Here is a 26895-nt window from a genome sequence, read left to right as displayed (position 1 = left end):
CTGCGCTAGCCGCACGAAGAGAAACCGAGGAGAACCGGAGAATGTCCGAGCCCGTCGTTCTGATCGAGAAGTCCGGAGAGATCGCAACCGTGACCCTGAATCGCCCCGAGGCGCTGAACGCGCTCTCGACGGCTCTCAGACAAGGCCTCGCCGAAGCCTTCGACGAACTCGCCGGGGATGAAGGCACCCGCGTCGTGATCCTGACCGGAGCCGGGCGTGCGTTCTGCGCCGGAGTGGACCTGAAAGAACTGGGGCAGCGCGGCACGACCGGTTACGGGGGCAAAACGACCGCCGTCGTCGAGCTCGACCCGGTCCGCTCGATGGCCGAGCTGCCGCAGCCGGTGATCGGTGCGATCAACGGCTTTGCCGTAACCGGCGGCTTCGAACTCGCTCTCGCGTGCGATCTCTTGATCGCCTCGACGGAGGCCCGGTTCTCGGACACCCATGCCCGGGTCGGGATCCTCCCCGGCTGGGGCCTCTCCCAGCGACTCTGTCGCGCCATCGGGATCTACCGGGCGAAGGAGTTGTCCCTCACCGGGAACTACCTTGAAGCGAGTCGCGCGTACGACTGGGGGCTCGTGAGCCGTGTGGTCTCCCCCGAGGAACTGCTCCCCACATGCCGCGGGCTCGCCGAGGACATGCTGTCGTGCGACCCGGCGACGGTGCGTGGCTACAAGAAGGTCATCGACGACGGCTTTGCGGCGACGTTCGGCGACGCGATGGAGATCGAACAGGCCGTCTCGCGCGAGCACGCACGCTCGGTGCGCGCCGAGGATGTCGAAGACCGGCGGCGACGCATCCAAGAACGCGGGCGCAAGCAGAGCGGGAATGACTAAGGCCCGGCCGTACTTTCTGGTCGTCCTGCTGGCGATCGCGCTTGGCGGCGTTTCACGCGCCGAAGAACCTGCGCCGTTTCCGCAGCCCCGCGACGACGACGGGCGCTTCGCCAACCTCGCGGGTCCTCTCGACCGCGCCGGGATCGACGTGACCTTCCCGTTCTTCCTCCGCAGGATCGGGAAGATATTCGCGGGTTCCGACGGCATCCCCGCCCAGGTGCAAAACGACGGTGCCTTCCTTCGCGCGAACGCCACCGCGAGCGTTCCCACAATCACGTGGATCGGGCACGCCACGATGCTCGTGCAGATGGAGCACCAGAGCTTTCTCACCGACCCCATGTGGTCGAAGCGTGCGAGCCCGCTGTCGTGGGCCGGGCCGAAGCGTTTTCATCCGCCGGGCGTCGCCCAGAGCGATCTTCCTCCGATCGATTTCGTGGTCGTCTCCCACAACCATTACGACCATCTCGACCTCGACAGCCTGGTCGAGATCGCGACCCGCAATCCGAATGCACGCTTCTTCGTCCCCCTCGAAAACGGAGCGCTGCTGCGCGACGCAGGCATCGAGCACGTCGAGGAGATGGGCTGGGGACAGATCGCCCGCTCCGGCGACCTCGAGATTCACTGCCTCCCGACGCAGCACTGGAGCCGACGCGGCGCGTTCGACGGCATGGAGACGCTGTGGGCCTCCTGGGCGGTGGTCGGCCCGAACGAGCGGTTCTACTTCGCCGGCGACACCGGCTACTTCGCGGGGTTCAAGGAAATCGGCGCGCGCCTCGGGCCGTTCGACCTCGCCGCCGTGCCGATCGGCGCGTACCGGCCTCGAGAGATGATGAAGGTGTTCCACATGGACCCGGCCGAAGCTGTCCAGGCAGGACGCGATGTGCAGGCGCGCGCACTCATCGGGATGCACTACGGGACGTTCGACCTCTCCGATGAACCTCCGTCCGAGCCACCCGAGCTCTTCCGCGCGGCCGGTCGGGTTGCGGGCTACGGACAAGGCGAGATCCGCCTTCCCGCGATCGGCCAGCCCCTCGTTCTCTCGTCGGGAGAACCCGCCGTGACGCTGCCGCTACTCGACGTAACCGAGTGAACGGAGTTTTCGGTCGATCTCGTTCCGATTGATCAGCCAATCGGGACGCTGCTCGAACAACGAATCCTTCCCCGTCGTGACGGGGTGCGCGGCACGGTAGGCCACACAGTCCTTGTCGAACCGCGCCAGCGCGGTGCGTCCGTCCCCCAGCTCCTTCTTATGAGCGAGCTTCTTCACGGGACGCTTTTCCGCCGGGTCCTTGTCTAGGAAATAGAGCCTCTCGACCGTCTCCCGGTCCTCTTGCAGGACGTACTTCACAGGTGGCATCCGGACCGCGGTGATCTTGAACCCGGTGGCCCGGCTCACGAGCGGGCGCTCTTCGAAATCACCGGGGCCGGTTCCCCTTAGGAGACCAGCAAAGCTCTGCCCCTGCACCGGCCGCGGCAGTCCCACGCCGGCGAGATCCAAAACGGTCGGGACGAGGTCGACCAGCCCGACCTGTGAGTCGATCACCGTACCCGGGGCGATGATTCCGGGAGCGCGAATCACGAGCGGCACCAGCACGGCTTCGTCCCAGAGACCGAAGCCATGCCCTCCCCAACTGTGGTGGCCGAACTCCTCCCCGTGATCGGAGGTTACGATGACGATCGTGTCGTCCACGAGACCGCGCGCAGCGAGAACGTCCAGGAAACCGCCCAGCAGATCGTCGGTGTACCGGATCTCCTGATCGTACGCCTGCTGGTCGTCCTTCCACCGCTGTTCTCGTCCGTCTTCGGGTGGGTAGTCGCCGAACAGATGTCGGTATCCCCGCGGCGGCGTGTACGGCTGGTGCACCTGGTAGGTGTGGACGAAGAGGAAGAACGGTTCGTGCGAGCTCTGGGCCAGCCACTCTTCGGCGGCCCGAAAGGTCGCGACGCCGAAGCCCGGCGCGGCCGACGCATCCTCGCGCATCTCCACGTAGGCATCGAACCCGCGCGCGAAGCCGGCGCCCGCAACGACGTAGGCATTCTCGGTGAACGCCGCGGTGTCGTAGCCCGCGTCGCGCAGGATTTCGGCCAGGAGGAGATCTTCGGGAGCGAGGATTCCGTCCCTATCCTCGATGCCGTGCGCGCAGGGCTCGAGACCCGTGAGCATCGTCATGTGCGACGGCGGCGTGAACGGAACCGGAACGACCGCCTGCTTCACCAGTGCGCCCGCTTTTGCGAGTCGCGCATCGAGCTGCGGCGTCGTCCGATGCCGGTAGCCGTACGCGCTGGTACTCTGCGCGCGCAGCGTGTCGAGCGAGACGAGCACTACATTCGGCCGTTTGGCTTCCGTGGATCGGGCCCGTCGGAGCCGAGGATTCGAGAAGACCGGCAGAGAACGCGGCACCTTCGCGCCGAGGGTGTCGGGCTGCGACCCGGCTTCGAAACGAAACGTGACCGTGCGCCCCGCGAGCGACTCCAGACCGACGGAAGCGTCGACCCATCTCCGATCCCGCGCATCCCGAACCGGATCGAGGCGTCGGTCGAACAGGACGACCGGCTCTCCCCCTTCCGGCAAGCCGACGACTCGGAAATGCGCGGGGGGATGCCCCTCCTCCCAAGCAGACGCCTCGACCCCGAACCCGAACTCCAGACGCGCCCCGGCGTCGACCTTCCAGGGACCGACGTCTTCCACCGCGACGGCCGCCCCCGGAAGCTCTCGCGCCACGACCGTCACCAGACCGCGCTGTCCGCCGAACTCGGGCGGGATCGGGACGGAAAGCGTCGCGCTGGTCGCCCCCGACTCTGCAACCACCGAAACCGGCTCCAGGCGCATCCGCTGGGCGTCGCGAGGCGTCACGTCTTTCGATTTGTCCGGATCGCGGAGGCTGACCGTCGCGTCGATCTTGATGCCGACGCCGTCATCGAGATCCGCCGGAAGTTCGACCGGCACTTCCAGGACGCCGACCGGAAGCACTATGCGCTCGTTCAGCCTTAGCGCGCGCCGGCGAGTACGCGCGAGAACAGGGCGGGTCTCCTGACCGATCTCGACGACCGCAACCCCGGCCATCGACGGACTGCCCGCCTCCGGCTCGATCGCACGATCGGAAGCACCCGCGCCGGCCGAGACCAGGAGAAGGCACGCTCCCGCCACGGCCACGGCGCGCCGCAGCCGTCGCCAAACGGCGTTCGCTCCGCCATGCACGAATTGATAGACCGGGCGCGGCCGACGTTGGAATAGGATGGGCATCGAGAAGTGAACCCCAAACCTGACGATCACGCCGGAAGAGGTCAAGCCCCAGAGGCGCACCCGCGGGACCGATTGGTTCGCGAGCTCGGCTTGTCCGACGCGACCTTGTTGGTCGTGTCGTCCGTGATCGGTGCCGGCATCTTCTTCACACCCGGGGTCGTCGCCGAGTCGGTACCCGCGGCCGAGTGGTTCCTTGTAGCCTGGGCAGTGGGCGGCGGCCTTTCGCTCGCAGGCGCACTCGCGAACGCCGAGCTCGGCGCCATGTTCCCGCGAGCCGGAGGCGACTACGTCTACCTCCGCGAGGCGTTCCACTCGGCGGCGGGCTTCCTGGTCGGCTGGCTCTCGTTCTTCGTGATTTACGCGGGCACCGTCGCGACTCTCGCCACGGCGTTCGCAGACGGAGTCGGGCGCCTTCTCGGGTTCGGCGAGGAAGGACAGCTCGCCCTTGCCGTGTTCGTGATCGCACTCACGACATGGGTGAACTACGTCGGAGTGCGCTCGGGCGCGGCGTTCAACAACGTGACGGCCGTTCTCAAAATCGTCGCGATCACCGTTCTCGTTCTCGCGGGACTCGTGTTGCCGACGCCAGCCGCGGCGACTCCGGTCGTTCCGTCCGGCCCCGTCACGCTGCAGGGGTTTGCCCTCGCGATGTCCCCGGTTCTCTTCACGTACCTCGGCTGGAACGCGCCGGTCTACGTCGCCAGCGAGATCCGGGACCCGGGCCGCAACATCCCCCGCGCGCTCTTCCTCGGACTCGCGATCTGCACGAGCCTCTACCTGTTGTTGAACCTCCTGTACCTCAGCGCAACCCCGCTCTCGGAAATCGCGGGCGCGAACGACGCCGGCGAGCTCGCTGCCCGCGCTCTGTTCGGAGACCTCGGAGGTCGACTGACCTCGCTACTGATCCTCCTCTCGGTGCTCGGCTGCCTCAACGCGACGATTCTCGTGGGCCCCCGGATCGCCTACGCGATGGCGCTCGACGGCCAGTTCTTCGCGGGCGCGGAACGCGTCCACAGCGAGAACCGGACGCCGCACGTCGCACTCGTTGCGCAGGCGGCCGTCGCGATCGGCCTCATCGCCATGCTCCGAAGCTTTCCCCGCGTCCTGGACTACACGACGTTCGCGATCGTCCTCGCCACGATGGCCGACGTGGCCGCGCTCTACGCGCTACGACGCAGCCGGCCGGACGCGCCCCGCCCGTACCGCGCGTGGGGATACCCGCTCGTTCCGGCGCTCTACTTCGTCGCGAACGGCGCCATCGCCGTCGCGATGCTCATCGGCCGACCGGTCGAGTGCTTCATCGCGATCGCGGTGACCCTCACCGGGTTGCCCTTCCTCTGGCTCTTTTCGCGCCAGAAACGGACAAGCCCCTGAGCCGCGTGCGATGCACCGGCGGGATCCGACAGAGCGCACCCTCGAGGTCGACAAGCGCGTGCTCCGTCAAGCCGGAGCCGATCAGATCGTCCCCTCGCTTCAGCTCGTACGACATGGAGAGCGAGGCGCCGCCGACCCAGTCCAGCCACGTCGTCACGTCGAGCACGTCATCGAAGACCGCGGAGCGCTTGTAGTCGAACTCCACACGCGTCGTCGAGAAGTGGAAGCCATCCGCGACGTACTCGCGGTAGGGACGATCGTGCTCGTCCATCCAGGCCACGCGCGCGACCTCGAGATACCGGATGTAGTTCGCGTGGTGCACGATGCCCATTGCGTCGGTCTCGTAGAACGGGACCCTGTGGTGGATCGTCGTCGCGTTCATCCCGCCCCCGCAATCGAGCCGCCCCGCAGCATGAAGTAGATGATTACCCCGGTAACCGAGACGTAGAGCCAGATCGGCAGTGCCACGCGCGTCAGCCTGCGATGGCGCTCGAACTGCCTCTTCCACGCGAAGTAAAACGCCGTCAGCGCCGCGGGAACGACTACCATCGACAAGAGGATGTGCGTGATGAGGATAAAGAAGTACACGCCACGGATCCACCCTTCGCCCTGATAGCGCGTGTCTCCGTGTACGTAGTGATAGGTGAGGTAACAGACGAGAAAGATCGCCGAGCACGCGAACGCCGAAACCATGAGGTATCGATGCACCCGGACGTTGCGGTTCCGGATGGCGACCCACCCCGAGGCGAGGAGCAGCGCCGAGAGCGCATTCAGGCCCGCGTTCACGGCCGGAAGGAAGCGCAGATCGACCCCATCCGCCGGACCCGCCACGCGCACGAGGAGGATGTAGGCGATGAAGGCCAGAGCCGACGTCGAAACGACCGCGTTGAAAACAAAGAAGGAGCGATCGGTCACGCCGTCGCGCGCCAGGGCGGGGTCCATCCGCGGCTTCTACCAAACCCACCCCAGCGAACCAGTACGATTGACCGGGAGCGATCTCCGTTCTACGCGAGGCCTCATGCGTCTACGACTTCGAGCGGCCGCCGCAATGCTGGTCCTTACCGGAGCCCTGTTCTCTCCTTGCGGCCTAAGGGCGGCCGACGACCAGGTCAACGTCGTCTACCCCTCGGTCCTCCAGCCCCTCGTGTCGAAAATCGCACTCCCGTTCGCCGAGGCCTCCGGCGTGACGATCGTCGGCCGAGCAGTTTCGTCCGCGACCGATGCGCCCGACACCAACACCCGCCCCGACGTGGTCCTTTCGACCGATCTCTGGGAACTCAGACGGGCTCTTCCTGTCGACCGAGCCCCGACCGATCTCGTCTTTGCCGCAGACGCCATCGTGCTTGCCTACGCAGAGGAGAGCGCGTTCGCACGGGCCGTGAAGGACGGCACGCTCTGGTTCACCGCCCTGGCCTCGGAGTGGCTGGGATTCGGCCGGGCCGATCCGGACGAGAGCGCGCTCGGCCTCCGGACGCTGTTCGTCCTCCAACTCGCGAGCCGGCACTACGACCATCCCGACCTCGCGCTGAAGGTCCTCCGCCCCGGCCAGACCATGCCCGCGGAGGTTCTCGTGCGGCGCCTGAGCGCATCCACCCTCGATGCGGCGCTCCTCTATAGAAGCCTCGCGACTCGAGCCGGGCTCCCGCGACTCGATCTCCCCATCGAAATCAATCTCGGTGATCCGGAGCGAGCGGGCCTCTACGCCGAGGCGAGCATCGACCTCGATGGCCACGTCCGCCGAGGCGCTCCGATCCTTCTCGCCGCCACCGCGCTCGAAGGCTCGCCGGGCGCGAGCGGCGCCGCGAAGCTCCTCGCGTTCCTCGCCTCGCCAGACGCCGCGAAGCTCCTCACCGCCGCGGGGTACGTCGTGCCCCCGGGACTGCCACGCGAGACCGACCGCCGCGCAAAGCCTAAGGCGGACTAGTGCAGCGCACTAGGCGCCGACTTACTTAACCGGCAGTGCCGTTTCCGCCGATAGTCTAGGGAGGAGATGCCTGCTTGATCCACCTACCCACGCCACCGACGCACAGAACAGCGCCCGCCTCAGGGGACAAGGTCGCGCTCATCTTGAACGGGGGCGGCATCAGCGCCGCCGCTTACGAAATCGGCGCCCTGGCAGCGCTCGACAAGGCCTTCGGCGCGGGCTTCTGCGCGCGCACGTTCGACATCTACGTCGGCGTGAGCGCGGGCGCAGTTCTCGCGTCCCTCGGCGCGAACGCAGCCTCGCCCGCGCGACTCCGGCAGGACATCCTCAACGACCGCGACTCGACGTTCAACTTCCGGCGGACCGACGTCTACGGAATCGACTACACGAACGCGATCACGAAGTGCTGGTCGGCGATGCGGCGTCTCACGAGCGTCCTGTACTCGTACCGCCGCGACGGCCTCGAGTTCTCTCTCTTCGACCTGATCGACGTGATGCAGGAACTCCTCCCGTCGGGGCTCTTCTCGCTCGGGCCGTTCGAGAAATTCCTCGCGGACGCCCTACAAGAAGAAGACATGTGCAACGACTTCGCCGAACTATCGCGCGAGCTCTACATCCCGGCGATCGATCTCGACCGGGGCCAGCGTGTCGTCTTCGGCGAGGAGGGCGAACGCAATCTGCGCATCAGCCAGGCGATCACCGCCTCGTGCGCCATCCCCGCCTTCTTCCGTCCGTATCGGATCGGCGAACGCAGCTTCATCGACGGTGCGATGGGTGGCCATTGCCACCTCGACGTTGCCATTGAACACGGCGCCAAGCTCCTGTTCATCGTGAACCCACTCGTGCCGATCGACATGAGTCGGAACGAGGCCAACATTCCGGCCCTCGCGAAGGACGGCAGCGTCCGCGTGGCGGACATGGGGATCACGTTCGTCGGCGACCAAGCCGTGCGCATCCTGGGACGGGATCGGCTCGAAGCGTCGCTCGGACTCGTCGCCAGCTCCCATCCGGACGTACAGATCGTGCTGATCGAGCCGAGCCGGGACGAGCCGCTCCTCTTCGTCCACAGTCCGATGAGCTTCGAGGGGCGCCCGAGGATCCTGCAGTACGCCTACGATTCCACCTTGCGCGACCTGGAGGTCCACGGCCCGACCATCCGAGACCTCTTGTCCGCCCATGGCCACACACCGACGAAGAGCCCCGATGCGACCCTCGGGCTGGCCCCGCAAGCCGTCACCACAAACGTAGACCAGCCTCTCGCTGGCAAAGGCCCGGTGGTACGCTAGGTATTCTCGTTTCGGGTGGCCCCTTCTCTGCCGCCTTTTCGGGGCTCCAGCCCCCGATTCCAGAGCCTCGGAAGGATCGATCTTGGCCAACGACACACAAGCACTTCTCGCGGAGCAGCTCGCGAAGCGCATCCTCGTCCTCGACGGCGCGATGGGCACGATGCTCCAGCGCTACGACCTCCAAGAAGCTGACTTCCGTGGGGAGCAGTTCAAAGATCACCCGAGCGACCTGCAGGGGAACAACGATCTCCTCTCCATCACCCGGCCGGAGGTACTGGCCGAGGTGCATCGAGCGTTCCTCGATGCGGGCTGCGACATCCTCGAGACGAACACGTTCACGGCCACATCCATCTCTCAGGAAGACTACGGCCTTCAGGATCACGCCCGCGCAATCAACCTCGCCGCCGCCCAGATCGCCGTGAGAGAAGCGCGCGCCGCAAGCACGGCCGACAAGCCGCGCTTCGTCGCGGGATCGGTGGGCCCGACCAACCGCACGCTCTCGATCTCCCCGGACGTCGACGACCCGACGTTCCGAAATATCACGTTCGATCAACTCCGCGCCGCTTACTACGAGCAGGTGGATGCGCTGATCGAAGGCGACGTGGACCTCATCCTCGCCGAGACCAGCTTCGATACGCTGAACATGAAGGTCGCCATCTACGCGATCGAAGAAGCGTTCGCGGCACGCGGCGTGCGTCTCCCGGTCATGATCTCCGGAACGATCACCGACCGCAGTGGCCGCACCCTGAGCGGCCAGACCATCGAGGCGTTCTGGTACTCGGTCGCGCACGCGCGCCCGCTCTCCGTCGGCGTCAACTGTGCGCTCGGGGGCGCCGAGATGCGCCCCTACGTCGAAGCCCTCGCCGGCTGCGCCACTTCGATGGTGAGCTGCTACCCGAACGCGGGTCTTCCCAACGCATTCGGCGGCTACGACGAGACCCCATCGCAAACGAGCGCAACCCTGCGCGAGTTTGCCGAGAACGGCTGGGTGAACATCGTCGGAGGCTGCTGCGGCACCACACCCGAGCACATCGCCGCGGTCTGCGAAGCGGTCGAAGGCTGCACGCCGCGCACGAAGGTCGCTCCGGACGGGATCGCCCACCTGAGCGGCCTCGAGCCGTTCGATCTGCGCCCCGAGGTCGGCTTCGTCATGATCGGCGAACGCACCAACGTCACCGGCTCGCGGAAATTCTCGCGCCTCATCAAGTCCGACGACTACGAATCCGCGCTCGAAGTCGCGGTCGATCAGGTCCGCGGCGGCGCCAATGTACTCGACGTCAACATGGACGAGGGCATGCTCGACTCCGAGAAGGCCATGTCCACCTTCCTGAACCTGATCGCCACCGAGCCCGACGTCGCGCGTGTGCCCATCATGGTCGACAGTTCCAAGTGGTCGGTCATCGAGGCCGGGCTCAAGTGCATCCAAGGCAAAGGGATCGTGAACTCGATCTCCCTCAAGGAAGGCGAAGACGTCTTTCGCGAGCACGCCCGGAAGGTCCGGCGCTACGGTGCCGCCGTCGTCGTCATGGCATTCAACGAAGAGGGCCAGGCTGCGACCGTCGAACGCAAGATCGAGATCTGCAAGCGCGCCTACCGGATCCTCACCGAAGAAGTCGACTTCCCGGCTGAAGACATCATCTTCGATCCCAACATCCTCGCCATCGCGACGGGCATCGAAGAGCACAACGGCTACGGCGTCGCCTTCATCGAGGCGACGCGGCAGATCAAGCGGGAATGCCCCGGCGTCCACATCAGCGGCGGCGTGAGCAATCTCTCGTTCTCCTTCCGCGGAAACGATGCCGTACGCGAAGCCATCCACTCCGCCTTCCTGTTCCATGCGGTGAAGGCCGGGATGGACATGGGCATCGTCAACGCGGGACAGCTCGCGGTGTACGAGGACATCCCGAAGGATCTTCTCGAACTCGTCGAAGACGTCGTGCTGAACCGGCGCGAAGACGCGACCGAGCGCCTCGTCACGTTCGCCGAAACCGTGAAGGGATCCGGCAAGACCCGCGTCGAGGACAACACCTGGCGCGAGGGTACGGTGCAGGAACGTCTGTCACACGCCCTCGTGAAGGGGATTGTCGACCACATCGAGGCGGACACCGAAGAGGCTCGCCTCGGCTACGATCGGCCGCTGCACGTGATCGAAGGTCCGTTGATGGACGGCATGAAGATCGTCGGCGACCTGTTCGGTTCCGGCAAGATGTTCCTGCCCCAGGTCGTGAAGAACGCGCGCGTGATGAAGCGTGCAGTCGCTCATCTCGAACCGTTCATGGAGAAGGAGAAGGCCGAGAAGATCAACCAGGGCGGAACCGCGAAGGCGCAGGGAAAGATCCTGCTCGCGACCGTGAAGGGCGACGTGCACGACATCGGCAAGAACATCGTCGGCGTCGTTCTGGGCTGCAACAACTACGAGATCATCGATCTCGGCGTGATGGTGCCGAGCGCGAAGATCCTCGAGACGGCCAAGGAGCGCCAGGTCGACATCATCGGCCTTTCGGGCCTCATCACCCCATCGCTCGACGAGATGGTCCATGTGGCCAAAGAGCTCACGCGTGAGGGCTTCGATACGCCGCTTCTGATCGGCGGCGCCACGACGAGCCGCCAGCATACCGCGGTGAAGATCGCCCCGAGGTACGAAGAGCCGACCGTGCACGTGCTCGACGCCTCGCGGGCGGTGGGCGTCGTGTCCGCGCTCCTGTCGGAGGACGGCAAGCCTGCGTTCGCCGCCCAGAACGTGACCGAGCAGGACGCGATCCGTACGCGACACGAGCAGCGCCAGAGCCGCCCGCTGGTCTCGCAGGAGCAGGCGCGCAAGCACCGCTTCGAGGTCGAGTGGAAGGCAGAGGACGTCGCCCCCGCGCCGTTCCTCGGAACCCGCACGATCGACGATCGGCCGCTGACCGAACTGGCCCCGTTCATCGATTGGACCTTCTTCTTCCACGCGTGGGAGCTTCGCGGTAAGTATCCCGCGATCCTCCAGGACTCGAAGGTCGGCGAAGCCGCACGCGACCTGTTCGAAAACGCCGAGACCCTGCTCGCTGAGATCGTCGAAAAGAAACTGCTTCAGGCTAAGGGCGTGTACGGCTTCTGGCCCGCCAACAGCGACGGCGACGACATCGTACTGTTCTCCGACGAGGCCCGCACGCACGAGCTGACCCGCTTCCACATGCTCCGCCAGCAGGAAACGAAGTTCGAAGGCCAAAAGACCTACAAGTGCCTCGCCGACTACGTGGCCCCGATCGACTCGGGCCTGAAAGATCACGTCGGCGCGTTCGCCGTCACCGCCGGGCTCGGTGCAGAGGAACTCGCGACCCGCTTCGAGAAGGAGCACGACGACTATCGGGCCATCATGACCAAGGCTCTGGCGGATCGCTTCGCCGAGGCCTTCGCCGAGAACCTCCACGAGCAAGCGCGCCGCGAGTGGTACGCGAGCGACGAGACCCTCTCGAACGAGGACCGCATCGCCGAGAAATATCGAGGCATCCGTCCGGCGTTCGGCTACCCGTCCTGCCCCGACCACTCCGAGAAGACCGATCTCTTCGAGATCCTGGGTGCAGACCGCGCCGGCATGGCTCTCACCGAGAGCTTCGCGATGACCCCAGCCGCCTCGGTGAGCGGTATTTACCTCGGCCACCCCGAGGCCCGCTACTTCCAGCTCGGCTCCATCGAGAAGGATCAGATCGAGAGCTACGCGCGCCGCCGCGGCGCGACGGTGAAGCAGGCCGAGGCCTGGGTGCGACCGAACCTCGCGTACGATTCAGACTGAGCCTGGGTACGCCGCCGGCGGCTGCCGGGAGAAGGAACGCGCCAAGGGCAAGGAACACGAGTGGCCACCGAGGCGTCTTCATGGGGTCGACCTTATGACCTCCGCGAGCGATAAGCCGTTCATGACGAACCCAGCCGTGGTGCTCGACACCGGAACCGAGGAACTACTCGCGACACTCGAGGACGGAGTCGCCGTACTCACGTTGAACCGGCCCGCGGTACGCAATGCGCTGTCCGATACTCTGAGCCCCGCGATTCGGCGCATGATCGCGCAGCTCGCGGCGGACGAGCGGGCCCGCGCCGTCGTGGTCACCGGAGCGGGGACGGCCTTCTGCGCCGGTGGCGACGTGAAGGGCATGGGCGGCCGCACGAAGCGCGAGGACGGCCCACAGACGCCGGACGCGGTGACCGCCGAGCTCACCGAGCGACAACAGACGCTCACCGGCGCCCTCTACGCGCTCCCCAAGCCCACGATCGCCGCCCTACCGGGGCCGGCTGCCGGCGCCGGGCTTGCAATCGCTCTCGCGTGCGACCTCCGACTCGCGGCGCCGAACGCGTTCATCACCACCGGCTACGCGAACATCGGCCTGTCGGGCGATTACGGTACCAGCTTTTTCCTGACGCAACTCATCGGCACCGCGCGCGCACGCGAGCTGTTCTTCACCGCCAAACGTGTCGACGCGAAAACCTGCGCCGAGCTCGGCATCGTGAATCGCGTCGTCGAGGCCGACCATCTCCAGGAGGCGACGATGACGCTTGCAAAGAGTCTTGCCGCCGGACCGACCGTCGCGTTTCGCCTGATGAAGGAAAACCTCGATCGGGCGCTCCGCGCCGATCTCAACACGTGCCTCGAGCGAGAAGCGCATGCTCTCGTCGAGTCGGCTCAGACGGCCGATCACGGCGAAGCGGTGCGCGCGTTCATCGAAAAACGGACGCCACGTTTTCAGGGCCGCTGAAACACGACCGTAGAGAACCGAGGCAAACGCCATGCGCCCCCCTGGACAGGCGCAAAAGCGTGCTTACATTCTTTGCAGACCCAAGGAGACCGCACCGCCGCGCCTGCGGCCCCTCATGAAATACGTGGTTCTCCGGGTCCTCGATCGTATTGCACCCAGCGAAAGGGGGACCCCATGCAGCATGCCGTTCTGAACAACCTGCAGCAATTGCCGACCGAAGCGCAGTTCCAGAGGTGGATCGCGAGCCTACCCGAGAACGTCGCCGACGTCGTTCGCACGCATTCTCCGTTCGTCCCGCATCGCCTCAGGCAGACGGGACACACAGTCTACATCGCTCGGTTCCAGGAGGGCGAGGTCGATGGACCTGCAGTCAAGCTGTCCGTCGTAGCTCCGCAGGCGGCCAATCCCGGCCAAGCCGACGATCTCTCATTCGACGGAATCGATCCAGAAGATCTGCATCCGCTCGCGTCGTAGCTTTCGTCCATCTGATAGTCGGCGCACTCGATCAGGAACGGACCCCACAGCCTTCGCCCGGACCGCGCCTCCGCTAAGAACCGAATGGTCGGGGCCCCTGCGACCTTTGGAGTCTGAGGACCGACCGACATGAACGCGGGCATGGCCAGCGTTCCCCAGATCTACCACCGCACCAAAGAAGTGAACATCTACCCGGCCGAAGTCGACCGGTTTCTGATCGAGGCCATCTTGCACGACGAGGTCCACGACGTTCACGCCGAGGTGCAGATCCTACACCCGTCTCTGGAAATCGTCACCGCCCGGAGCGAGATCCGAAATGGACCCTTCACGAACGTCTGCAACATGACGCACCCAAACATCGAAAAGCTGGTCGGGATGAAAAACACCTGCCTCTCCTACGACGAGCGCAACGAGGCGATCATCGAGGAGAAGACGAAGCCTCTTCGGCTCCGCGAGCAGCGAATGCCGACCCGCGAGATGGATTGACCGGAGGAGCCCATGCCATCTCACCGGCAGGGGGCGGGCCCAACAACAGACGAATTCGGGCGAGGCTGCGCGTCCGCTAGGGCGCAAGCGATTCCGATTGCGCACAACCCGTCACGGGGACGAAACGAACAGGCAGAATCTTCTCCGCGACCAGACCTCCGCACCCGTCTCAGCGAGAACGGCCGCCGGATACCCCGAACCCATGCCGATCTCGAGGACGCCTTCACCGGGTTTCACGAGGGCCAGTTAGCTCATGAGAGCCACGACGTACCGCTGGCTGATCGTCTGCTCGTGTCCGGTCCAAACGGGGTGATCTTCGTAGAACTCGTGCCGTATGTGCTCGGGAAGAAACCGGTGCCGCGGCACGGCGCGCATCGCCGCCAGCACGCTCTCGCTAGACATCCCCCGGGCTTCGATCCGCTCGCGAACGATGGTCTCGCGGGCGTGTTCCGTCGCCCTCTTTGTGTCCGACGGGACCCTTGCGCGACCGCGAGCGGGCATCGAAGCGGCCTCCGGAATGCACTAGGGTACCTGCCATGCGTCGGAATCATCGGCATCTTCTTCGGCTCGCGACGGTCCTGGCGATGTTCCTGGCGGTCTCCTTGGCCGCGGCGGCGGCTCCAAGCGAGCCCCTACTCGCACGGGAAGCTCCGGATTGGGCCGAACTCATCGGGCCTCCTCCGGCGCCGGACTCACGCCAGGCCCACGAGGATCTCGCCATCCTGCTGTGGGTCCAGCGCACGCGCTCCAAGTCCGACGCCGATCGCATCTGGGCCGCGGTGTCCCCAGGCGTCGGTTCGTTCCAGCAGGCGATCGGCACGATACTGCTCCCGGAGCAGTACCCCAAGCTCTACGCGGCCGTGCAGGACGCCCTCGACGCTTCCACCCCGGTGTTCAGCACACTCAAGAGCAAGTGGAAGCGGCCGCGGCCCACGAGCATCGATCCGCGTGTGGAGCCCTGCACGCCAACACCGAGCAGCGGCTCGTATCCGAGTGGAACCGCGATGCTCGGCGTCGTTGCAGGCCGACTCCTCGCTGACCTGATCCCGACGCGTCAGGAGGGCATCCGAGCGCGAGCGGACGAGATCGCCGAACTTCGCGTCGCCGCCGGCGTCCACTTCCCGACCGACGTCGAGGCCGGATCCAAGCTCGGGGAGGCCCTCGCGGACGAGATCCTGGCGTCCGAAGGCTGGGCGAGCCGCCGCGCGGCTCTCGCAGACGAACTCGCGATTCTCGAAAACCGCCTCCAAGGTGCCGGCACCCGATGACGACCGAAGAAGAAAAACCGTTCGCACCCTCCAGCAGCTACTCGGTCTACGTCCTGGTCGTTTTGCTGCTCGCGTACATTCTGAACTTCGTCGATCGTCAGGTCCTTGCCCTCGTGGCGGAGGACGTGAAAGCCGACATGGGCCTCACCGACTCGCAGCTGGGCTGGCTGCTCGGTCCCGCGTTCGTGTTGTTCTACACCATCGCCGGGCTCCCGCTGGCGCGCCTCGCCGACATGACCTCTCGCAAGCAGGTGGTCGCCGTCGGCCTCGTGTTGTGGAGCGCGATGACCGCGGTCTGCGGCGCCGCGGCGAACTTCCCCCAGCTGCTGCTGGCGCGGTTCGGTGTCGGAATCGGCGAGGCCGCGGGAACGCCCCCTTCACACTCCCTCATCTCCGACTACTTCCCACCGGAGAGACGCGCGACGGCCCTCGGCATCTACGGCTGGGGCATCTTCGTAGGGACCGGGTTTGGTTTCGTGCTCGGCGGGATCCTGCTCGAGGCCTTCAATTGGCGGACGGCCTTCTACGTCGCAGGACTGGCCGGCCTTCCTGTCGCACTCCTCCTCGGCCTCACCGTCCGGGAGCCTCCTCCTGGCGCGTCGGAGGGCATCGTCGAGGCGGAGAGCCCGAGCGTGAAGGAGGTCATGCGCACGCTGTTCACCCGGCGGTCCTTCCCAATGCTGATGGTGGCCGCGTCCTGTCAGGCGTTCCTCGGTTACACCGTGCTCTCCTGGGGAGCGACCTACCTGCGGCGGGTCTTCGAACTCTCCGGGCGGGACGCGGGGATCCAGTTCGGACTCGCGGCTGCCATCTCCGGCGCCGTCGGCGTGACCGTGGGCGGCCTCCTCGCAGACCGACTCGCCCGTCGGGACGCCCGTTGGTTCACGTGGATCTCGGCAATCAGTTCGATCACAGCCCTCCCCTTCGCGCTCGGGTTCGCGTGGGCGCCCACGGCCGGACTCGCGATCGCCGCGTTCATCCCGTTCTACGCGCTGAACAATCTGTATGTGAGCTCGCTGTGGACTCTCGTGCAGAATCTCGTGTCCCCGCGCATGCGCTCCACGGCCGCGGCGACCCAGCTCGGGATCCTCAACATCGTGGGCCTCGGCGTCGGCCCGCTCGTCGCCGGGTACGTGAGTCAGGTGCTCGAACCGACGTACGGCGTCGACGGGCTGCGGGTCGCACTCACTATCGCCGCGGTCGTGGGTGCGGCGGCGGCGATCTTCTTCCTCCTGTCCGGCCGCACGTTGCGCGCTGACCTCGAGCGCGCTTCGCAGAAGGCCAGCTGAACGGGCCGGGCGGCGCGCGTGGCCGCTCGAGATGACCGCGGGGCCCGCTCGGGATAGAGGCTGGGGAATGCACCCCGACCTGCAGACCCTCGCAGAGGCGACGCCTGCGCCTTCGGCACCCCTCCAGCGGATCGCAGACGCGCTGAAACGACTCGCGCGCTTCGTGCTTTCGACGCGAGACGAAGGGACCATTCTCGAACCGATCGCAGCGGAGTTGGAACGAGTGTGCGCGGCGCTCCCCGAGGCGTCCAAGCCGCAGGGGGGCAAGCGACAGGCAACCCGCTTCCATCCCGAAGATCTCCCGAAGCCGAATGCGCGGCTGGTCAATGCGCGCGGCACCCACCCACTGGTCGGAACCGTCAATCCGGTAGCCCCGCCGATCGATCTGCACGCCAGGGACTATCAGGTCTTGGGCGACGTCGAGTTCGACCTCCGCTTCGAGGGGAACGTCGGCTGGGTGCACGGAGGCTTCGTCGCCGCCGGCTTCGACATCGTCCTCGTCGCGGCCGGACGGCTCTCGGGCCACGCCGGGCCGACCGGCACTCTGCAGGTCCGGTTCGAGAAGCCGACCCCGGTGGGAAAAGCCCTGCGCTACGTCGCCTGGTTCGAGAAGATGGAAGGCCGCAAGATCTTCGTCCGCGCCGAACTCCGCCCACGCGAAGGCGAAGAGGTGCTGGCGCAGGCGAGTGCGGTCTTGATCCGGTTTTCCTAGGGGGCGGCGCACCGCCGGCGGGTTGGCCGTGGGGGGATTGTCGCGTTTGCGGTCGTTCCCGGGTGCAAAGCGCTCGAGGCGGACGAGCCGAGAGCGTTCACCTTTCTCTTGATCTCTAGGTACATCTTATATGTGCTCAATCAAGATGAAGAACCAACTCGAGATGACCTTTCCTACGCACGGTGGGAAGCGGCTAAACGCAGGGCGCAAACCGAAAGGTGGGCGTTCGGGTGTCGCGCATCGCGCGCGTGAAGTCTTCAAGCCAGGTCAGCCGCACATCGTCACGATGAGGGTCGAACAATCCGTCTGGAATCTACGCCGCCCCCGCGCCTACCGAGTGCTTCGCAATGCGATTGAGCGCGCGAACGGGACCGGCCGGCGCGGGGTCACCGAGTACTCCGTGATGGGGAATCATCTACACCTGATCGCGGAGGCTCAGGACGAGTCCGCGTTCTCACGCGGCATGCAGGGGCTCTCGATCCGGATCGCCAAGGCGCTCAACAAGCTCATGGGGCGCAAGGGGAAGGTCTTCACCGACCGGTTTCACTCACGCGTGCTTCGAACCGGGAGAGAGATTCGGAGCGCCCTCGCCTACGTGCTCTGCGACGCGCGCAAGCACGGGCTCGCGCGCGACATGCCGCGCTCCTGGGTCGATCCGTTCAGCTCGGCGCCGCGGTTTGCGGGGTGGAAACGGCGCGTAAAGGCCGGAGCCGGGCCGCCCGCACCAACGCTGGGCGCGAACTCTTGGATGCTCAGGCTCGGATGGCGGCGGCACGGGCTGCTCGACCCCGCGTTCGTTCCCCGCTGATGGGACTCAGAAGGGGTCCGCGCGGACGAGCTCAGCCCACACGAACGATAGGCCGGATCCGGCCCGCCACCTCATCTCGGGTCTCCCACACCACCCCGGCAGGAACACCACGAGCTGATCAAGCAGGGGCCGGTCGGGATGAACGCAGACGTAGTGGTCGTCCAGGGCCCGATCGATGCCCGGTTCGGTCGACGCCTGGCGGGGGCACAGGGCCACAACGACGAATCCTGCCAACGACATGGCCCCCCGGGGTGGAGCAGCGGACGAACATCCGGATAGAGCCACGAGAAGCCGAAGACGTAAAAAACACCCGTTCGAGAGCGGGGCGGATTCCGCCGCCCGGCCTTTGCACGTCCGGTCGTCCCATGCGACAGTCTCAAGAGCCCGCGGCGTGCTTGTTCGGCAAAATCGCGGCGGGTTTCGGTACGTATGTCGAAGCCCGAGATCGCCCTGCTCGTCTCGACCTACCAGCGCCCTGCGCACCTCGAACGAGCCTTAGCCTCGATCGCCCTCCAACGAGGAGTAAGCGACGAGATGGAAGTTGTCGTCACCGACGATGGCTCGACGGACGAAACCGCCTCGATCGTGAGCCGGTTCACTGAGACGGCCGCCTTCCCGGTCAAGTTCACGACGCACCCGCACGTCGCGTTTCAGCTGTCCCGCTGCCGCAACCAAGGCGTTGCGGCCACCGAGGCTCCGTACCTGCTGTTTCTCGACGGCGACTGCATCCTGCCGCCCGACCACGTCCGCATCCATCTCGATAACCGCCGTCCGAACACCGTGATGGCCGGCGCCTGCCTCCGGCTCGAAGAAGAGGCTTCCAAGACGGTGACGGTCGAATCGATCGGCACGGGCGACTTCATGAACCTCGGTTCGGCGAAAGAGAAGCGCTGGCTCGCCAAACTCCGAAGGCAGGGCTGGTTCTACGAGGCGGTCAACCACCCGACCAAGCCTCGTCTGTTCGGCAACAACATCGGCATCTGGCGCACCGACTACAAGCGGGTCAACGGGTACGACGAGCGGTTTGAAGGCTGGGGCTGCGAAGACGACGATCTGCGACTGCGACTGCGCAGCGCCGGCGTTCGAATCCGATCGATCCTCGGCCACACGTTCACGTACCACCTCTGGCATCCCAACGAGTCCACGAATCCGACCCACTGGCGCCAGGGCCCCAACGTCGCATACCTACGACGCGCCGCCCGCCTCACCCGCTGCCGAAACGGCCTCGTGAAGCGCGGCATCGACGATGTCCGCGTCAGCGTTGCCAACGGTGCCGACCACCTAACCCCGGTCGCCGGGCTCCTGCCCCCCGAGGTCGAGCCGAACGGCCTCGATCCCGAGGTGGAAGTGCTGGTCCTGCCGGGCGACGGAAACTTCCGCGGCGGCTCCGACGCGCGCCTCCTGGTGATCCTCGACGAGTGCAGCCAGGCCCGAAAACTCGCACGCAAAGCCCACCTCGTGCTGTCCGATCTTCCCGCAGGCAAACTGCCCGAAGGGGAGCAGCTCCCGCTCGAACGCCTGGACTGGGTCCTGCGCGAGTTCCTTTAGGGCGCCGGTGACCGTTCCCTACCCGCTGCCCGCCCTGTACTGGATGTGGCGGCAACGAGCTCTCGACATCCGCACCTGGGAGGACGTTGCGACCGACCTTCCCATCGACGGCGCCCGGATCGCGATTGTGGGGAACGCGGGCTATCTCGCCGATCTCGACCAGGGCGAGCGGATCGACGACAACGACCTCGTGCTGCGCATGAACAACTTCGAGGTGAGCGGCTTTGAGACCGCCGTCGGCAGCCGCGTCGACCTCTACATGTCGAACTTCTACGTCCCCGACATCGACTTCACGAACCCCGACATCGCGCGGGCTCGGTGGATCCTCTCGTCACGGCCCAACATCTTCCGGAAGCCCAAGCAGAACAACCTCGACCTCCGGTACGGCGAGCAACTTACCGAAGGCCTGGAACGCATCGGTGCGACGACGGCCTACGCCCCCAGCCTTCCCTACATCCAAGACGTAGCGGCACAACTGAAGAACACGCCGACGACCGGCATGATGGCCCTCGTCCTCGCGACTGACATGCTGCTGCCCCGATGCAAATCGATCTATGTGACCGGCTTCTCGTTCTTCGAAGGGAAGAGCCACTACTTCCGCGAGGCCAACACGACGGCGTTCCGGAACCACAACATCTCGTCCGAAAAGACGATCCTCGCCAAACGACTCGCGCCGCACATCGAGACGGGTCGCGTCGTCTGCGACCCGACGGTCGCGAAACACCTCGGGTTCGAAAGCTAGCCGGCGTACTTCCGCCAGTACGCGTGCATACCGTCGGGGCGGCCGGCTTCCATCGTAAAGCGATCACACGCGTCCGCGATCTCGGCCGGGGTGACGTAGCCCGCAGCGAGAGCCGCCTCGAGGTACTCCTCCCAGACGTGACGCTTCGGATGGTCTGGGAAGTACCACGGCTGCTTCGGCACGTCGGTGAAGTGCAGCAGCTGCGCCCGCTCATCCTCGAACCCGTCGGTCCGCCGACCCCAACCGTCCATAAGATTCCACCACTGCGGAATCTCGACCGGTGGCGGGTCGAGGTACGAGAGATGCATGACCTCGCGGTAGCGCGCGAGATCCTCGTCTCCGACCATGCGCAGTTCGATCTCTTCGAGGGACAGGAGCCGCCCCTTCGCCTTTCCGCAGTCAATCAGCATGACCGACGTCTCCGGGGTCGGATCGGACCGCTTGAGAAACGGCAGCCAGCGCACTCGACGTTGCCGGCGATAGCTCGTGCACCAAACACAGGCCCCGTCCGACGGCCATGTCTCATCGGCCGCCCAGAGTTTGGAAACGTCGCCCAGACAGAGCATGTCCGCGTCGAGGTAGATGGCCTTGCCCCGCCAGCCGACGCGCTCAGGGATCGTCCAACGCAGGAAGGAGAAACCCGTGTACTGCTGCTCCGGACCGCTGCCCGCCCAGTCGCCGCCTTCGAGGCGATCGAACTCCACCTGGGCGCCGGGAGCTACGTTCGCGAGGATGCTGTACTCGAGCACCTTCTGCGCGACAATCGTCCGCCGTTCGGTGCCGATGCAGATGCGGATCGTGTCCATCGGGTGCGGGATTCTCAGGCCGCAGGTGCCGGCTGAAGGAGCGCCTGCTGATCGTGCAACCGCCGGTAGATCCCGCCGAGTGCGTGCAGTTCCTCGTGTGTCCCAAGCTCGGCGATTCGACCCGCCGACAGGACGGCGATCCGGTCGCAGCGACGGATCGTGGCGAGGCGGTGTGCGATCACGAGTGTCGTGCGGCCTGCCATGAGGTGATCGATCGCGTCCTGAACCAGCCGCTCGGACTCCGAGTCGAGCGCAGACGTCGCCTCGTCGAGAATCAGGATAGGCGCGTTCTTCAGAAGAGCGCGGGCGATCGCGAGGCGCTGACGCTGGCCACCCGAGAGGGTGTTGCCGAGCTCTCCCACGACCGTGTCGTACCCGTCGGGAAGCTCACAGATGAACTCGTGCGCGTGCGCGGCCCGGGCCGCCGCCTCGACCGCACTCTCGTCCGGGTCGGTCAGACCATACGCGATGTTCGCCCGGACGGTGTCGTTGAAGAGGAACGTCATCTGCGTGACGATCCCGATCTGCGATCGAAGAGACGCGATCTCGACGTCGCGCAGATCAACACCGTCGATCGCCACCCGCCCCTCCGTAGGATCCTGAAAGCGGGGAATGAGATCCGCGAGAGTCGACTTCCCGCCGCCGCTGGGGCCAACGAGCGCGAGCGCCTCCCCCCGGGGTAGCACCAGGTCGATCCCATCGATCGCATACGCGCCGTGGGGGCGTTCCGGGCGGCCCTCGATCTCAGCCGCCGCCTCCGTGCCGCCGACGCGGGGCGGATAGCGGAAGCGGACTCCTTCGAGACGGATCTCTTCGGCAAGCGGGGCGAGAGCAGGCGCACCCGCGACTTCTTCGATCTCCACCGGTTCGTCGAGGATGGCGAACACGCGCTCAGCAGACGCCATTCCGCGCTGCACCTCGGCGGTTGCCTTCGCAAGGCCCTTGAACGGGTCGTAGACCAGCACGAGGGCCGTCATAAAGCCGAGGAAATCGCCCTGGGTGCGCGTCCCCGACAGCACGCTGTAGCCGCCGTAGTAGATGACCGCGCCCATCCCGACCGCGCCGAGCATCTCCATGATGGGCTGGATGAGCGCGCGCGACTGAGTCGCCTTCATCGCGTGTGAGAAGAGACGATCGGCTTCAGCGCCGAAGCGCTCCTTCTCGTACTCCTCCATCCCGAAGGCCTTCACCACTCGGTTGCCCTGCGCGGTTTCCTGAAGCAGCGAAGCGAGGACATCCAGGCTCTCTTGGCCGCGAGCGGCGTAGCCCCGCAGTCGCTGCCCCAGCTTCATGACGGGACCGACCGCGAGCGGAAATCCAACGAACGCGATGATCGCGAGCACCCAGTCCAGAGCGAACGCGGCTCCGACGACGACGATTAGGGTCGTCGAATCCCGGAGCATCGAGATCGTCGTCTGCGTGAGCGCAGAGTTGACGCGGGTCACGTCACTCGTGGCGCGCGACACCAGGGTCCCCGCCGGGGTCCGATTGAAGAACGAGATGGGCAGACGCTGCACACGCAGGTTGATGTCGTTGCGCAGGTCTTCGATAATCCGCTGCCCCACCCACTCGATCAGGTAGGTGTACCCGAAAGTCGCAACGCCTCGGACCGCGAAGAGCCCGATCGCCATCGCCGGAAGCCACGTGAGCTCAGCCCATTTCTGGTCCGAGAAGATGTCGTCGAACACGTCTCGGATGAGGAACGGCAGGTAGCCCGCCGTCGCGCTGAAGACGAACATGCACAGGATCGCGACCGTGAAACGCGGCCAAACGTACGGCCGCAGGTAGCGCAGAAGACGCCAGTAGCTCTCCGACGAAGCCGGCGGAGGACGATGCGGTTTGCTCACGCGCTCCTCCCCCTCACGGCTGGGTGTCCAGCCGCTCGATGTTGATCGTAAGCGTCCGTCGCAGAACCTGGGCCCCGCCACCCACCGGCGGAACCGCATGCAGCGAGTTGAATGTCTTCACGAAAACCACGCACTGATTCGACCGGAACGGAAGGGTCCGAACCGGCTCGACCTCGTCGAAGCCTAGGTACCGATTCATCTTGTTGAAGGCGACCGCCGGGTCCTTCGGCCGCAGGACCTGCGTCCCCCCACCCCAGCTGTCGGACCATTCGTCCGGGCCCAGCATGGAGATCACCAGGGTGACGAGCTTCTGGGGGGCATCCGTGTGCGGCAGGATGTGCCCGCCGTCGCCCGGCAGGATCGAGAACTCGAAGCGCGCCCCGAGCACCGCCTTTCTGGTGAGAAGGCGTCGGACTGACATCTCGGCCGACCCCAAGGAACGGCTCGCACCACCCGGCAGCGCCGCCAACGCCTTCCCCGAGCCGTCAAAGCGGCTCCGGCTTTGGACCCGGCAGTCAGCCAACCCGAGGTCCACCCCGCTCGACGCCAGCGACGCCATCGTCTGGTGGATGAAGTCGGGGCTCTTCACATACCGGTAGAAGTCCAGCCAGGGCGGACTCGCGCGGACGTAGTCGTGATAGGCGTCCCCGTGGTTCACCTCGGAAAGCGAGTACTTGTGGCCGAGATCCTCCTTCGCGCCGAAGAGCCCGAGCGGCGGGAAGGCGTCGACGAGCGCGCGGTAAGACTCCGCCGCGAGCACGGGCGCAACGACGCCGATCGGATACGGCTCGTAGTCGAAGTTCAGATCTTGGAAGGACAGCATCTCGGTCGAACGCGAGGCCAGGCGTTTAAACCTCGACACCGGTGTGTAACCTACCAGGGCCATGGCCGCCTACTCCCGTTCGAGCCCCAGCCCCCGCTACCGGGAGCTCCTGGATCTCTACGTCCGAATGCACGCCCACGGGGCACCGGAACAGGGCGACCGGGCCGAGGACATGTTCGCCGGGACGAGCCTAGCGCCCCACGTCGGCGCGGTGAGACACCTCGTGCGTGGCACGAGCGCCCACAGCCTCCTGGATTACGGCTGCGGCAAAGCGCGTCTCTACGGTGCTCTGGCAAAGGCGTTCGGCGGGGCCGCGGGAACCACTTTGCAGCAACATTGGGGCCTCGACGAGATCACCCTCTACGACCCGGCCTTCCCCGCCCACAACGAACTGCCGACCGGCACGTTCGACGGGGTGATCTGCACGGACGTGCTAGAGCACGTCCCCGAGGACGACGTCCCGTGGGTGCTCGCCGAGATCTTCGGCTTCGCTACGAATTTCGTCTACCTGAATGTCGCCTGTTACCCGGCAAAGAAGATCCTCCCCAACGGTGAGAACGCCCACTGCACGATCCAGCCGCAGGAGTGGTGGCTCGCGCGGATCGCCGACATCACCTCGAAGCGCGAGCCGCTTCAGACGGCGCTCGTGTTCACCGACCAGGTCCAGGCGGCCGCCGCGAAGCCCAAGGGACTGCTCGGCAGGCTATTCGGGTAGCAAGGGCACGCCGGTTTTCTCTTCCACGATCGGCTCGGTCGTGTAGACCGACCCAAGCGTGGCGGAGAGATGTCGTAACACCGCGACGTCCGTGTTCGCGTGCCCGCTCGCCTGCGTGCCCCGCTCCGCGATCTCCGGGTTCGTGCCGTATGCATGAGTGAGTTCGAAGCTGAACCCACTGAGCACGAAGCGATCGAAACCTTCTTCGGCGGCGCCGATCACCAGCGTCATCACTCCCGTCGAGGGCTGCTTCCGCTCGACCTGGGCGAGGACGTCCGCGTCGCCCAGACAGAGGTTTCGAACCATCCGAAGATAGTCGTCGTGCGGGCGCACGACGAAGTCACCATACGAGTACGAAGCTCGGCGGAGCATGCGCTTCAGATAGAAGGGCTGCATGTCGTACGTCTTGATTGTCCGAATGAGCTGACGGACCCCGCCACGCGACTTCTCGGGACGAGGGGAAAAGTAGAGCCGCTCCGTGCGCAGGCCCTGGAGGGCGGCGACACTCTGCTTTCCCGAGTCCACCGAGCCGAGGATCGCCGACATCACGGTGAACGCGGGCGACGGCAAGCCATGCTTCGCGGCAGAGAACCCCGATCCGTTCGCACAGGCAACCGCGTCGTAACTCTGCGGCTCCGGCAGGACCGGGTCCGGCTTCGAGCCGAGGACCAGAAGCGTGCGAGGCTTCATGCGGGGAGCGACGGAGCCTGCGCGACCCGTTCGAGCGCGTCGTGCCGGAGGTGATCCTGCCGCATCTGGTCCCGAAGCGTCGCCTCGGTGACGACACCCGCGTCCAGGCACTCGCCCAGGAGGCTGAAGAAGTACTGCTCCTGATTGGGATCCGGATGTGGCTGGTACCGGTCGGGATAGAACCTTCGCAGAAGGCCCTTCGGAGAGAACGGGTGGGGTTCCTTGCCAGTCTCGAAGTCTACCGGGAGGCCGGTCTTCCACGGCTGGGTCTCGCGGCGCGTGTTGTGCAGAAACCGCGTCTCGGCCGTCAGGCGGTCGTAGTCATTCCACTCGGGCTCCAGCAATCCGATCGAGCCTTCCGGCTCGAGCACGAGCCAGATCCACTTCTTGTAGTCGCGGTCGCCCTCGAAGAGCTCCGTAAATTGCCGCTCGCAGTGCCAATGCGGGAGACGTTCGCAGTCGAGAAGCATGACACTCGATGCGTGCTTGGAGCGCCGGCCGGCGTCTCCCTCGAGCGTTCGGCAAAGGATGGCCTTCCCCTGCATGTCGCGATCGAGCAGCTCCTGGACATCCCCGGCGGCAAAAATGTCGGGATCCGTGATCAGCGCCCGGCCGCGATACTCCATGAGCTCCGGCGGCATGAACCGAAGCGGCGTGAACGACTGGAGATCGTACTTCCAATGCCGTTCGGCCCCGTTGCTGCGATACGCCTGGCCCACCCGTTCGCGGAGGAACGGGTAGTCCTTCGCCTCGAGCACCCGAACGTCGAACGCATCCGGATCGGCCGCGTGACGACGCAAGGCGTGCGAGGCCACGACGGCCCCGAGCCATTGTTTCTCGTTGGTGTGGATGAAGACGCAGGGCTTCATGATCTCAGCGGCAGAGTATCCGCCGAGAGCCTGGAGATCAGCAAGCCCGCCGGCCCTACTTTCCCTGCCAGTTGGGTGCGCGCTTCTCCGCGAAGGCACGAGGGCCTTCCTTCGCGTCCTCGGACTTGAAGACGACGGCGCTGAGCGCGCCTTGGTGCGCCCAGAACTCCTCCTCAGTGCGGCCAGCCGTCTCACGAATGAGCTGCTTCGAGGCGGAAACCGCGAGCGGCGAATTCTTCGCGATGCGCTCGGCGAGCTCCAGGGCGACTTCCAACGACTTGCCCGGCTCGGCGACGCGCGCCACGAGCCCCAGCTCGTGTGCCTTCTCCGCCGTGATCGGATCGGCCGTGAGGGCCATCTCCATCGCGACGGCGTAGGGGACACGCCTCGGCAGGCGCATGAGCGCCCCACCGGCCGCGAACAGGCC

At 65.9% G+C, this 26895-nt stretch carries 28 protein-coding genes; 16 read left to right on the top strand and 12 right to left on the bottom strand.

Annotation, left to right across the window (positions count from 1 at the left end):
• Positions 1-41: 41 nt before the first annotated feature.
• The gene (locus tag P8R42_16895; GenBank protein MDG2306292.1) at positions 42-836 is read left to right on the top strand and encodes an enoyl-CoA hydratase; all 795 of its coding nucleotides are present in this window, start codon (positions 42-44) and stop codon (positions 834-836) included.
• Positions 829-1926, top strand: a complete 1098-nt coding sequence (locus P8R42_16890; GenBank protein ID MDG2306291.1) for an MBL fold metallo-hydrolase — start codon at positions 829-831, stop codon at positions 1924-1926. The genes P8R42_16895 and P8R42_16890 overlap by 8 nt, the downstream gene beginning before the upstream one ends.
• Here P8R42_16890 and P8R42_16885 read toward each other — a convergent pair.
• Positions 1906-4080, bottom strand: coding sequence for a sulfatase (locus P8R42_16885; protein ID MDG2306290.1), 2175 nt, complete (start codon positions 4078-4080; stop codon positions 1906-1908). The genes P8R42_16890 and P8R42_16885 overlap by 21 nt on opposite strands.
• 90 nt (positions 4081-4170) lie before the next feature.
• Here P8R42_16885 and P8R42_16880 point away from each other — a divergent pair, with 90 nt between their 5' ends.
• Positions 4171-5454 (top strand): amino acid permease, encoded by a 1284-nt coding sequence (locus tag P8R42_16880; GenBank protein ID MDG2306289.1) that lies wholly within the window; start codon positions 4171-4173, stop codon positions 5452-5454.
• On the opposite strand, the gene P8R42_16875 is transcribed toward P8R42_16880, so the two are convergent.
• A complete protein-coding gene (locus P8R42_16875; GenBank protein MDG2306288.1) occupies positions 5399-5836 on the bottom strand; it encodes a thioesterase family protein in 438 nt (145 codons plus the stop codon). The genes P8R42_16880 and P8R42_16875 overlap by 56 nt on opposite strands.
• Entirely contained in the window at positions 5833-6396 is a 564-nt protein-coding gene (locus tag P8R42_16870) for a DUF420 domain-containing protein (protein ID MDG2306287.1), read from the bottom strand. The genes P8R42_16875 and P8R42_16870 overlap by 4 nt, the downstream gene beginning before the upstream one ends.
• Positions 6397-6472: 76 nt before the next feature.
• On the opposite strand from P8R42_16870, the gene P8R42_16865 reads away from it, so the two are divergent.
• The 6 genes from P8R42_16865 to P8R42_16840 all read left to right on the top strand — a co-directional run bounded on the left by P8R42_16865 (position 6473) and on the right by P8R42_16840 (position 14351).
• Positions 6473-7378: a substrate-binding domain-containing protein gene (locus P8R42_16865; protein ID MDG2306286.1), complete on the top strand. Its 906-nt coding sequence runs from the start codon at positions 6473-6475 to the stop codon at positions 7376-7378.
• Between the two features lie 74 nt (positions 7379-7452).
• Positions 7453-8664 (top strand): patatin-like phospholipase family protein, encoded by a 1212-nt coding sequence (locus P8R42_16860; protein MDG2306285.1) that lies wholly within the window; start codon positions 7453-7455, stop codon positions 8662-8664.
• Between the two features lie 82 nt (positions 8665-8746).
• Positions 8747-12436: a methionine synthase gene (metH, locus tag P8R42_16855; protein MDG2306284.1), complete on the top strand. Its 3690-nt coding sequence runs from the start codon at positions 8747-8749 to the stop codon at positions 12434-12436.
• A 121-nt stretch (positions 12437-12557) separates the two neighbouring features.
• Positions 12558-13391 (top strand): enoyl-CoA hydratase-related protein, encoded by an 834-nt coding sequence (locus P8R42_16850; GenBank protein ID MDG2306283.1) that lies wholly within the window; start codon positions 12558-12560, stop codon positions 13389-13391.
• 174 nt (positions 13392-13565) lie between these two features.
• On the top strand, positions 13566-13865 hold the full coding sequence (locus tag P8R42_16845; protein MDG2306282.1) for a hypothetical protein: 300 nt from the start codon (positions 13566-13568) through the stop codon (positions 13863-13865).
• 129 nt (positions 13866-13994) lie between these two features.
• Positions 13995-14351, top strand: a complete 357-nt coding sequence (locus P8R42_16840) for a DUF2889 domain-containing protein (protein ID MDG2306281.1) — start codon at positions 13995-13997, stop codon at positions 14349-14351.
• Between the two features lie 111 nt (positions 14352-14462).
• Here the strand turns inward: P8R42_16840 and P8R42_16835 are convergent, their stop codons facing one another.
• Positions 14463-14588, bottom strand: a complete 126-nt coding sequence (locus P8R42_16835) for a hypothetical protein (GenBank protein MDG2306280.1) — start codon at positions 14586-14588, stop codon at positions 14463-14465.
• A 9-nt stretch (positions 14589-14597) separates the two neighbouring features.
• On the bottom strand, positions 14598-14852 hold the full coding sequence (locus P8R42_16830; protein MDG2306279.1) for a hypothetical protein: 255 nt from the start codon (positions 14850-14852) through the stop codon (positions 14598-14600).
• Between the two features lie 35 nt (positions 14853-14887).
• On the opposite strand from P8R42_16830, the gene P8R42_16825 reads away from it, so the two are divergent.
• From P8R42_16825 to P8R42_16810, 4 genes are all read left to right on the top strand, one after another.
• Entirely contained in the window at positions 14888-15619 is a 732-nt protein-coding gene (locus P8R42_16825; protein ID MDG2306278.1) for a phosphatase PAP2 family protein, read from the top strand.
• The gene (locus P8R42_16820; protein MDG2306277.1) at positions 15616-16908 is read left to right on the top strand and encodes an MFS transporter; all 1293 of its coding nucleotides are present in this window, start codon (positions 15616-15618) and stop codon (positions 16906-16908) included. The genes P8R42_16825 and P8R42_16820 overlap by 4 nt, the downstream gene beginning before the upstream one ends.
• Before the next feature lie 67 nt (positions 16909-16975).
• On the top strand, positions 16976-17620 hold the full coding sequence (locus P8R42_16815) for a hotdog domain-containing protein (GenBank protein MDG2306276.1): 645 nt from the start codon (positions 16976-16978) through the stop codon (positions 17618-17620).
• A gap of 145 nt (positions 17621-17765) precedes the next feature.
• Positions 17766-18428 (top strand): hypothetical protein, encoded by a 663-nt coding sequence (locus tag P8R42_16810; GenBank protein ID MDG2306275.1) that lies wholly within the window; start codon positions 17766-17768, stop codon positions 18426-18428.
• Between the two features lie 6 nt (positions 18429-18434).
• Here P8R42_16810 and P8R42_16805 read toward each other — a convergent pair whose 3' ends face one another.
• Complete coding sequence (locus P8R42_16805) at positions 18435-18668, bottom strand: hypothetical protein (protein MDG2306274.1); 234 nt, start codon at positions 18666-18668, stop codon at positions 18435-18437.
• A gap of 189 nt (positions 18669-18857) precedes the next feature.
• Here P8R42_16805 and P8R42_16800 point away from each other — a divergent pair, with 189 nt between their 5' ends.
• Both P8R42_16800 and P8R42_16795 read left to right on the top strand, forming a co-directional pair.
• Positions 18858-19976: a glycosyltransferase gene (locus P8R42_16800; protein ID MDG2306273.1), complete on the top strand. Its 1119-nt coding sequence runs from the start codon at positions 18858-18860 to the stop codon at positions 19974-19976.
• Between the two features lie 7 nt (positions 19977-19983).
• Positions 19984-20718: a glycosyltransferase family 29 protein gene (locus tag P8R42_16795; GenBank protein MDG2306272.1), complete on the top strand. Its 735-nt coding sequence runs from the start codon at positions 19984-19986 to the stop codon at positions 20716-20718.
• Here the strand turns inward: P8R42_16795 and P8R42_16790 are convergent.
• Genes P8R42_16790 through P8R42_16780 form a run of 3 tightly spaced genes read right to left on the bottom strand, consistent with a single transcriptional unit; the run spans position 20715 to position 24257 of the window.
• Entirely contained in the window at positions 20715-21524 is an 810-nt protein-coding gene (locus P8R42_16790; GenBank protein MDG2306271.1) for a glycosyltransferase, read from the bottom strand. The genes P8R42_16795 and P8R42_16790 overlap by 4 nt on opposite strands.
• A gap of 14 nt (positions 21525-21538) precedes the next feature.
• Positions 21539-23371, bottom strand: a complete 1833-nt coding sequence (locus P8R42_16785; GenBank protein ID MDG2306270.1) for an ABC transporter transmembrane domain-containing protein — start codon at positions 23369-23371, stop codon at positions 21539-21541.
• A gap of 13 nt (positions 23372-23384) precedes the next feature.
• The gene (locus tag P8R42_16780; GenBank protein MDG2306269.1) at positions 23385-24257 is read right to left on the bottom strand and encodes a 2OG-Fe(II) oxygenase; all 873 of its coding nucleotides are present in this window, start codon (positions 24255-24257) and stop codon (positions 23385-23387) included.
• Here P8R42_16780 and P8R42_16775 point away from each other — a divergent pair.
• On the top strand, positions 24256-24909 hold the full coding sequence (locus P8R42_16775; GenBank protein MDG2306268.1) for a class I SAM-dependent methyltransferase: 654 nt from the start codon (positions 24256-24258) through the stop codon (positions 24907-24909). The two genes, P8R42_16780 and P8R42_16775, sit on opposite strands and share 2 nt — an antisense overlap.
• Here the strand turns inward: P8R42_16775 and P8R42_16770 are convergent.
• The 3 genes from P8R42_16770 to P8R42_16760 all read right to left on the bottom strand — a co-directional run.
• Entirely contained in the window at positions 24898-25599 is a 702-nt protein-coding gene (locus tag P8R42_16770) for a hypothetical protein (protein MDG2306267.1), read from the bottom strand. The genes P8R42_16775 and P8R42_16770 overlap by 12 nt on opposite strands.
• A complete protein-coding gene (locus P8R42_16765) occupies positions 25596-26468 on the bottom strand; it encodes a hypothetical protein (protein MDG2306266.1) in 873 nt (290 codons plus the stop codon). Before P8R42_16765 ends, P8R42_16770 begins: the two co-directional genes overlap by 4 nt.
• Before the next feature lie 55 nt (positions 26469-26523).
• On the bottom strand, positions 26524-26895 hold a 372-nt coding region (locus P8R42_16760; protein ID MDG2306265.1), incomplete at its 5' end, for an enoyl-CoA hydratase-related protein.

Source organism: Candidatus Binatia bacterium (assembly GCA_029243485.1).
GTDB lineage: Bacteria > Desulfobacterota > Binatia > UBA12015 > UBA12015 > VGTG01.
The sequence above is the reverse complement of the archived record's forward strand: the minus strand, read 5'-3'. Positions and strand labels throughout refer to the sequence as shown.

What these genes read in the sequence shown, in the direction of transcription:
- P8R42_16845 (MDG2306282.1), top strand. Translation starts at nt 13,566, where the DNA reads ATGCAGCATGCCGTTCTGAACAACCTGCAGCAATTGCCGACCGAAGCG.
- P8R42_16875 (MDG2306288.1), bottom strand. Translation starts at nt 5,836, where the DNA reads ATGAACGCGACGACGATCCACCACAGGGTCCCGTTCTACGAGACCGAC.
- P8R42_16825 (MDG2306278.1), top strand. Translation starts at nt 14,888, where the DNA reads ATGCGTCGGAATCATCGGCATCTTCTTCGGCTCGCGACGGTCCTGGCG.
- P8R42_16870 (MDG2306287.1), bottom strand. Translation starts at nt 6,396, where the DNA reads ATGGACCCCGCCCTGGCGCGCGACGGCGTGACCGATCGCTCCTTCTTT.
- P8R42_16810 (MDG2306275.1), top strand. Translation starts at nt 17,766, where the DNA reads ATGAAGAACCAACTCGAGATGACCTTTCCTACGCACGGTGGGAAGCGG.
- P8R42_16890 (MDG2306291.1), top strand. Translation starts at nt 829, where the DNA reads ATGACTAAGGCCCGGCCGTACTTTCTGGTCGTCCTGCTGGCGATCGCG.
- P8R42_16780 (MDG2306269.1), bottom strand. Translation starts at nt 24,257, where the DNA reads ATGGCCCTGGTAGGTTACACACCGGTGTCGAGGTTTAAACGCCTGGCC.
- P8R42_16815 (MDG2306276.1), top strand. Translation starts at nt 16,976, where the DNA reads ATGCACCCCGACCTGCAGACCCTCGCAGAGGCGACGCCTGCGCCTTCG.
- P8R42_16830 (MDG2306279.1), bottom strand. Translation starts at nt 14,852, where the DNA reads ATGCCCGCTCGCGGTCGCGCAAGGGTCCCGTCGGACACAAAGAGGGCG.
- P8R42_16885 (MDG2306290.1), bottom strand. Translation starts at nt 4,080, where the DNA reads ATGCCCATCCTATTCCAACGTCGGCCGCGCCCGGTCTATCAATTCGTG.
- P8R42_16840 (MDG2306281.1), top strand. Translation starts at nt 13,995, where the DNA reads ATGAACGCGGGCATGGCCAGCGTTCCCCAGATCTACCACCGCACCAAA.
- P8R42_16865 (MDG2306286.1), top strand. Translation starts at nt 6,473, where the DNA reads ATGCGTCTACGACTTCGAGCGGCCGCCGCAATGCTGGTCCTTACCGGA.
- P8R42_16895 (MDG2306292.1), top strand. Translation starts at nt 42, where the DNA reads ATGTCCGAGCCCGTCGTTCTGATCGAGAAGTCCGGAGAGATCGCAACC.
- P8R42_16765 (MDG2306266.1), bottom strand. Translation starts at nt 26,468, where the DNA reads ATGAAGCCCTGCGTCTTCATCCACACCAACGAGAAACAATGGCTCGGG.
- P8R42_16770 (MDG2306267.1), bottom strand. Translation starts at nt 25,599, where the DNA reads ATGAAGCCTCGCACGCTTCTGGTCCTCGGCTCGAAGCCGGACCCGGTC.
- P8R42_16800 (MDG2306273.1), top strand. Translation starts at nt 18,858, where the DNA reads ATGTCGAAGCCCGAGATCGCCCTGCTCGTCTCGACCTACCAGCGCCCT.
- P8R42_16790 (MDG2306271.1), bottom strand. Translation starts at nt 21,524, where the DNA reads ATGGACACGATCCGCATCTGCATCGGCACCGAACGGCGGACGATTGTC.
- P8R42_16850 (MDG2306283.1), top strand. Translation starts at nt 12,558, where the DNA reads ATGACGAACCCAGCCGTGGTGCTCGACACCGGAACCGAGGAACTACTC.
- P8R42_16775 (MDG2306268.1), top strand. Translation starts at nt 24,256, where the DNA reads ATGGCCGCCTACTCCCGTTCGAGCCCCAGCCCCCGCTACCGGGAGCTC.
- P8R42_16820 (MDG2306277.1), top strand. Translation starts at nt 15,616, where the DNA reads ATGACGACCGAAGAAGAAAAACCGTTCGCACCCTCCAGCAGCTACTCG.
- P8R42_16805 (MDG2306274.1), bottom strand. Translation starts at nt 18,668, where the DNA reads ATGTCGTTGGCAGGATTCGTCGTTGTGGCCCTGTGCCCCCGCCAGGCG.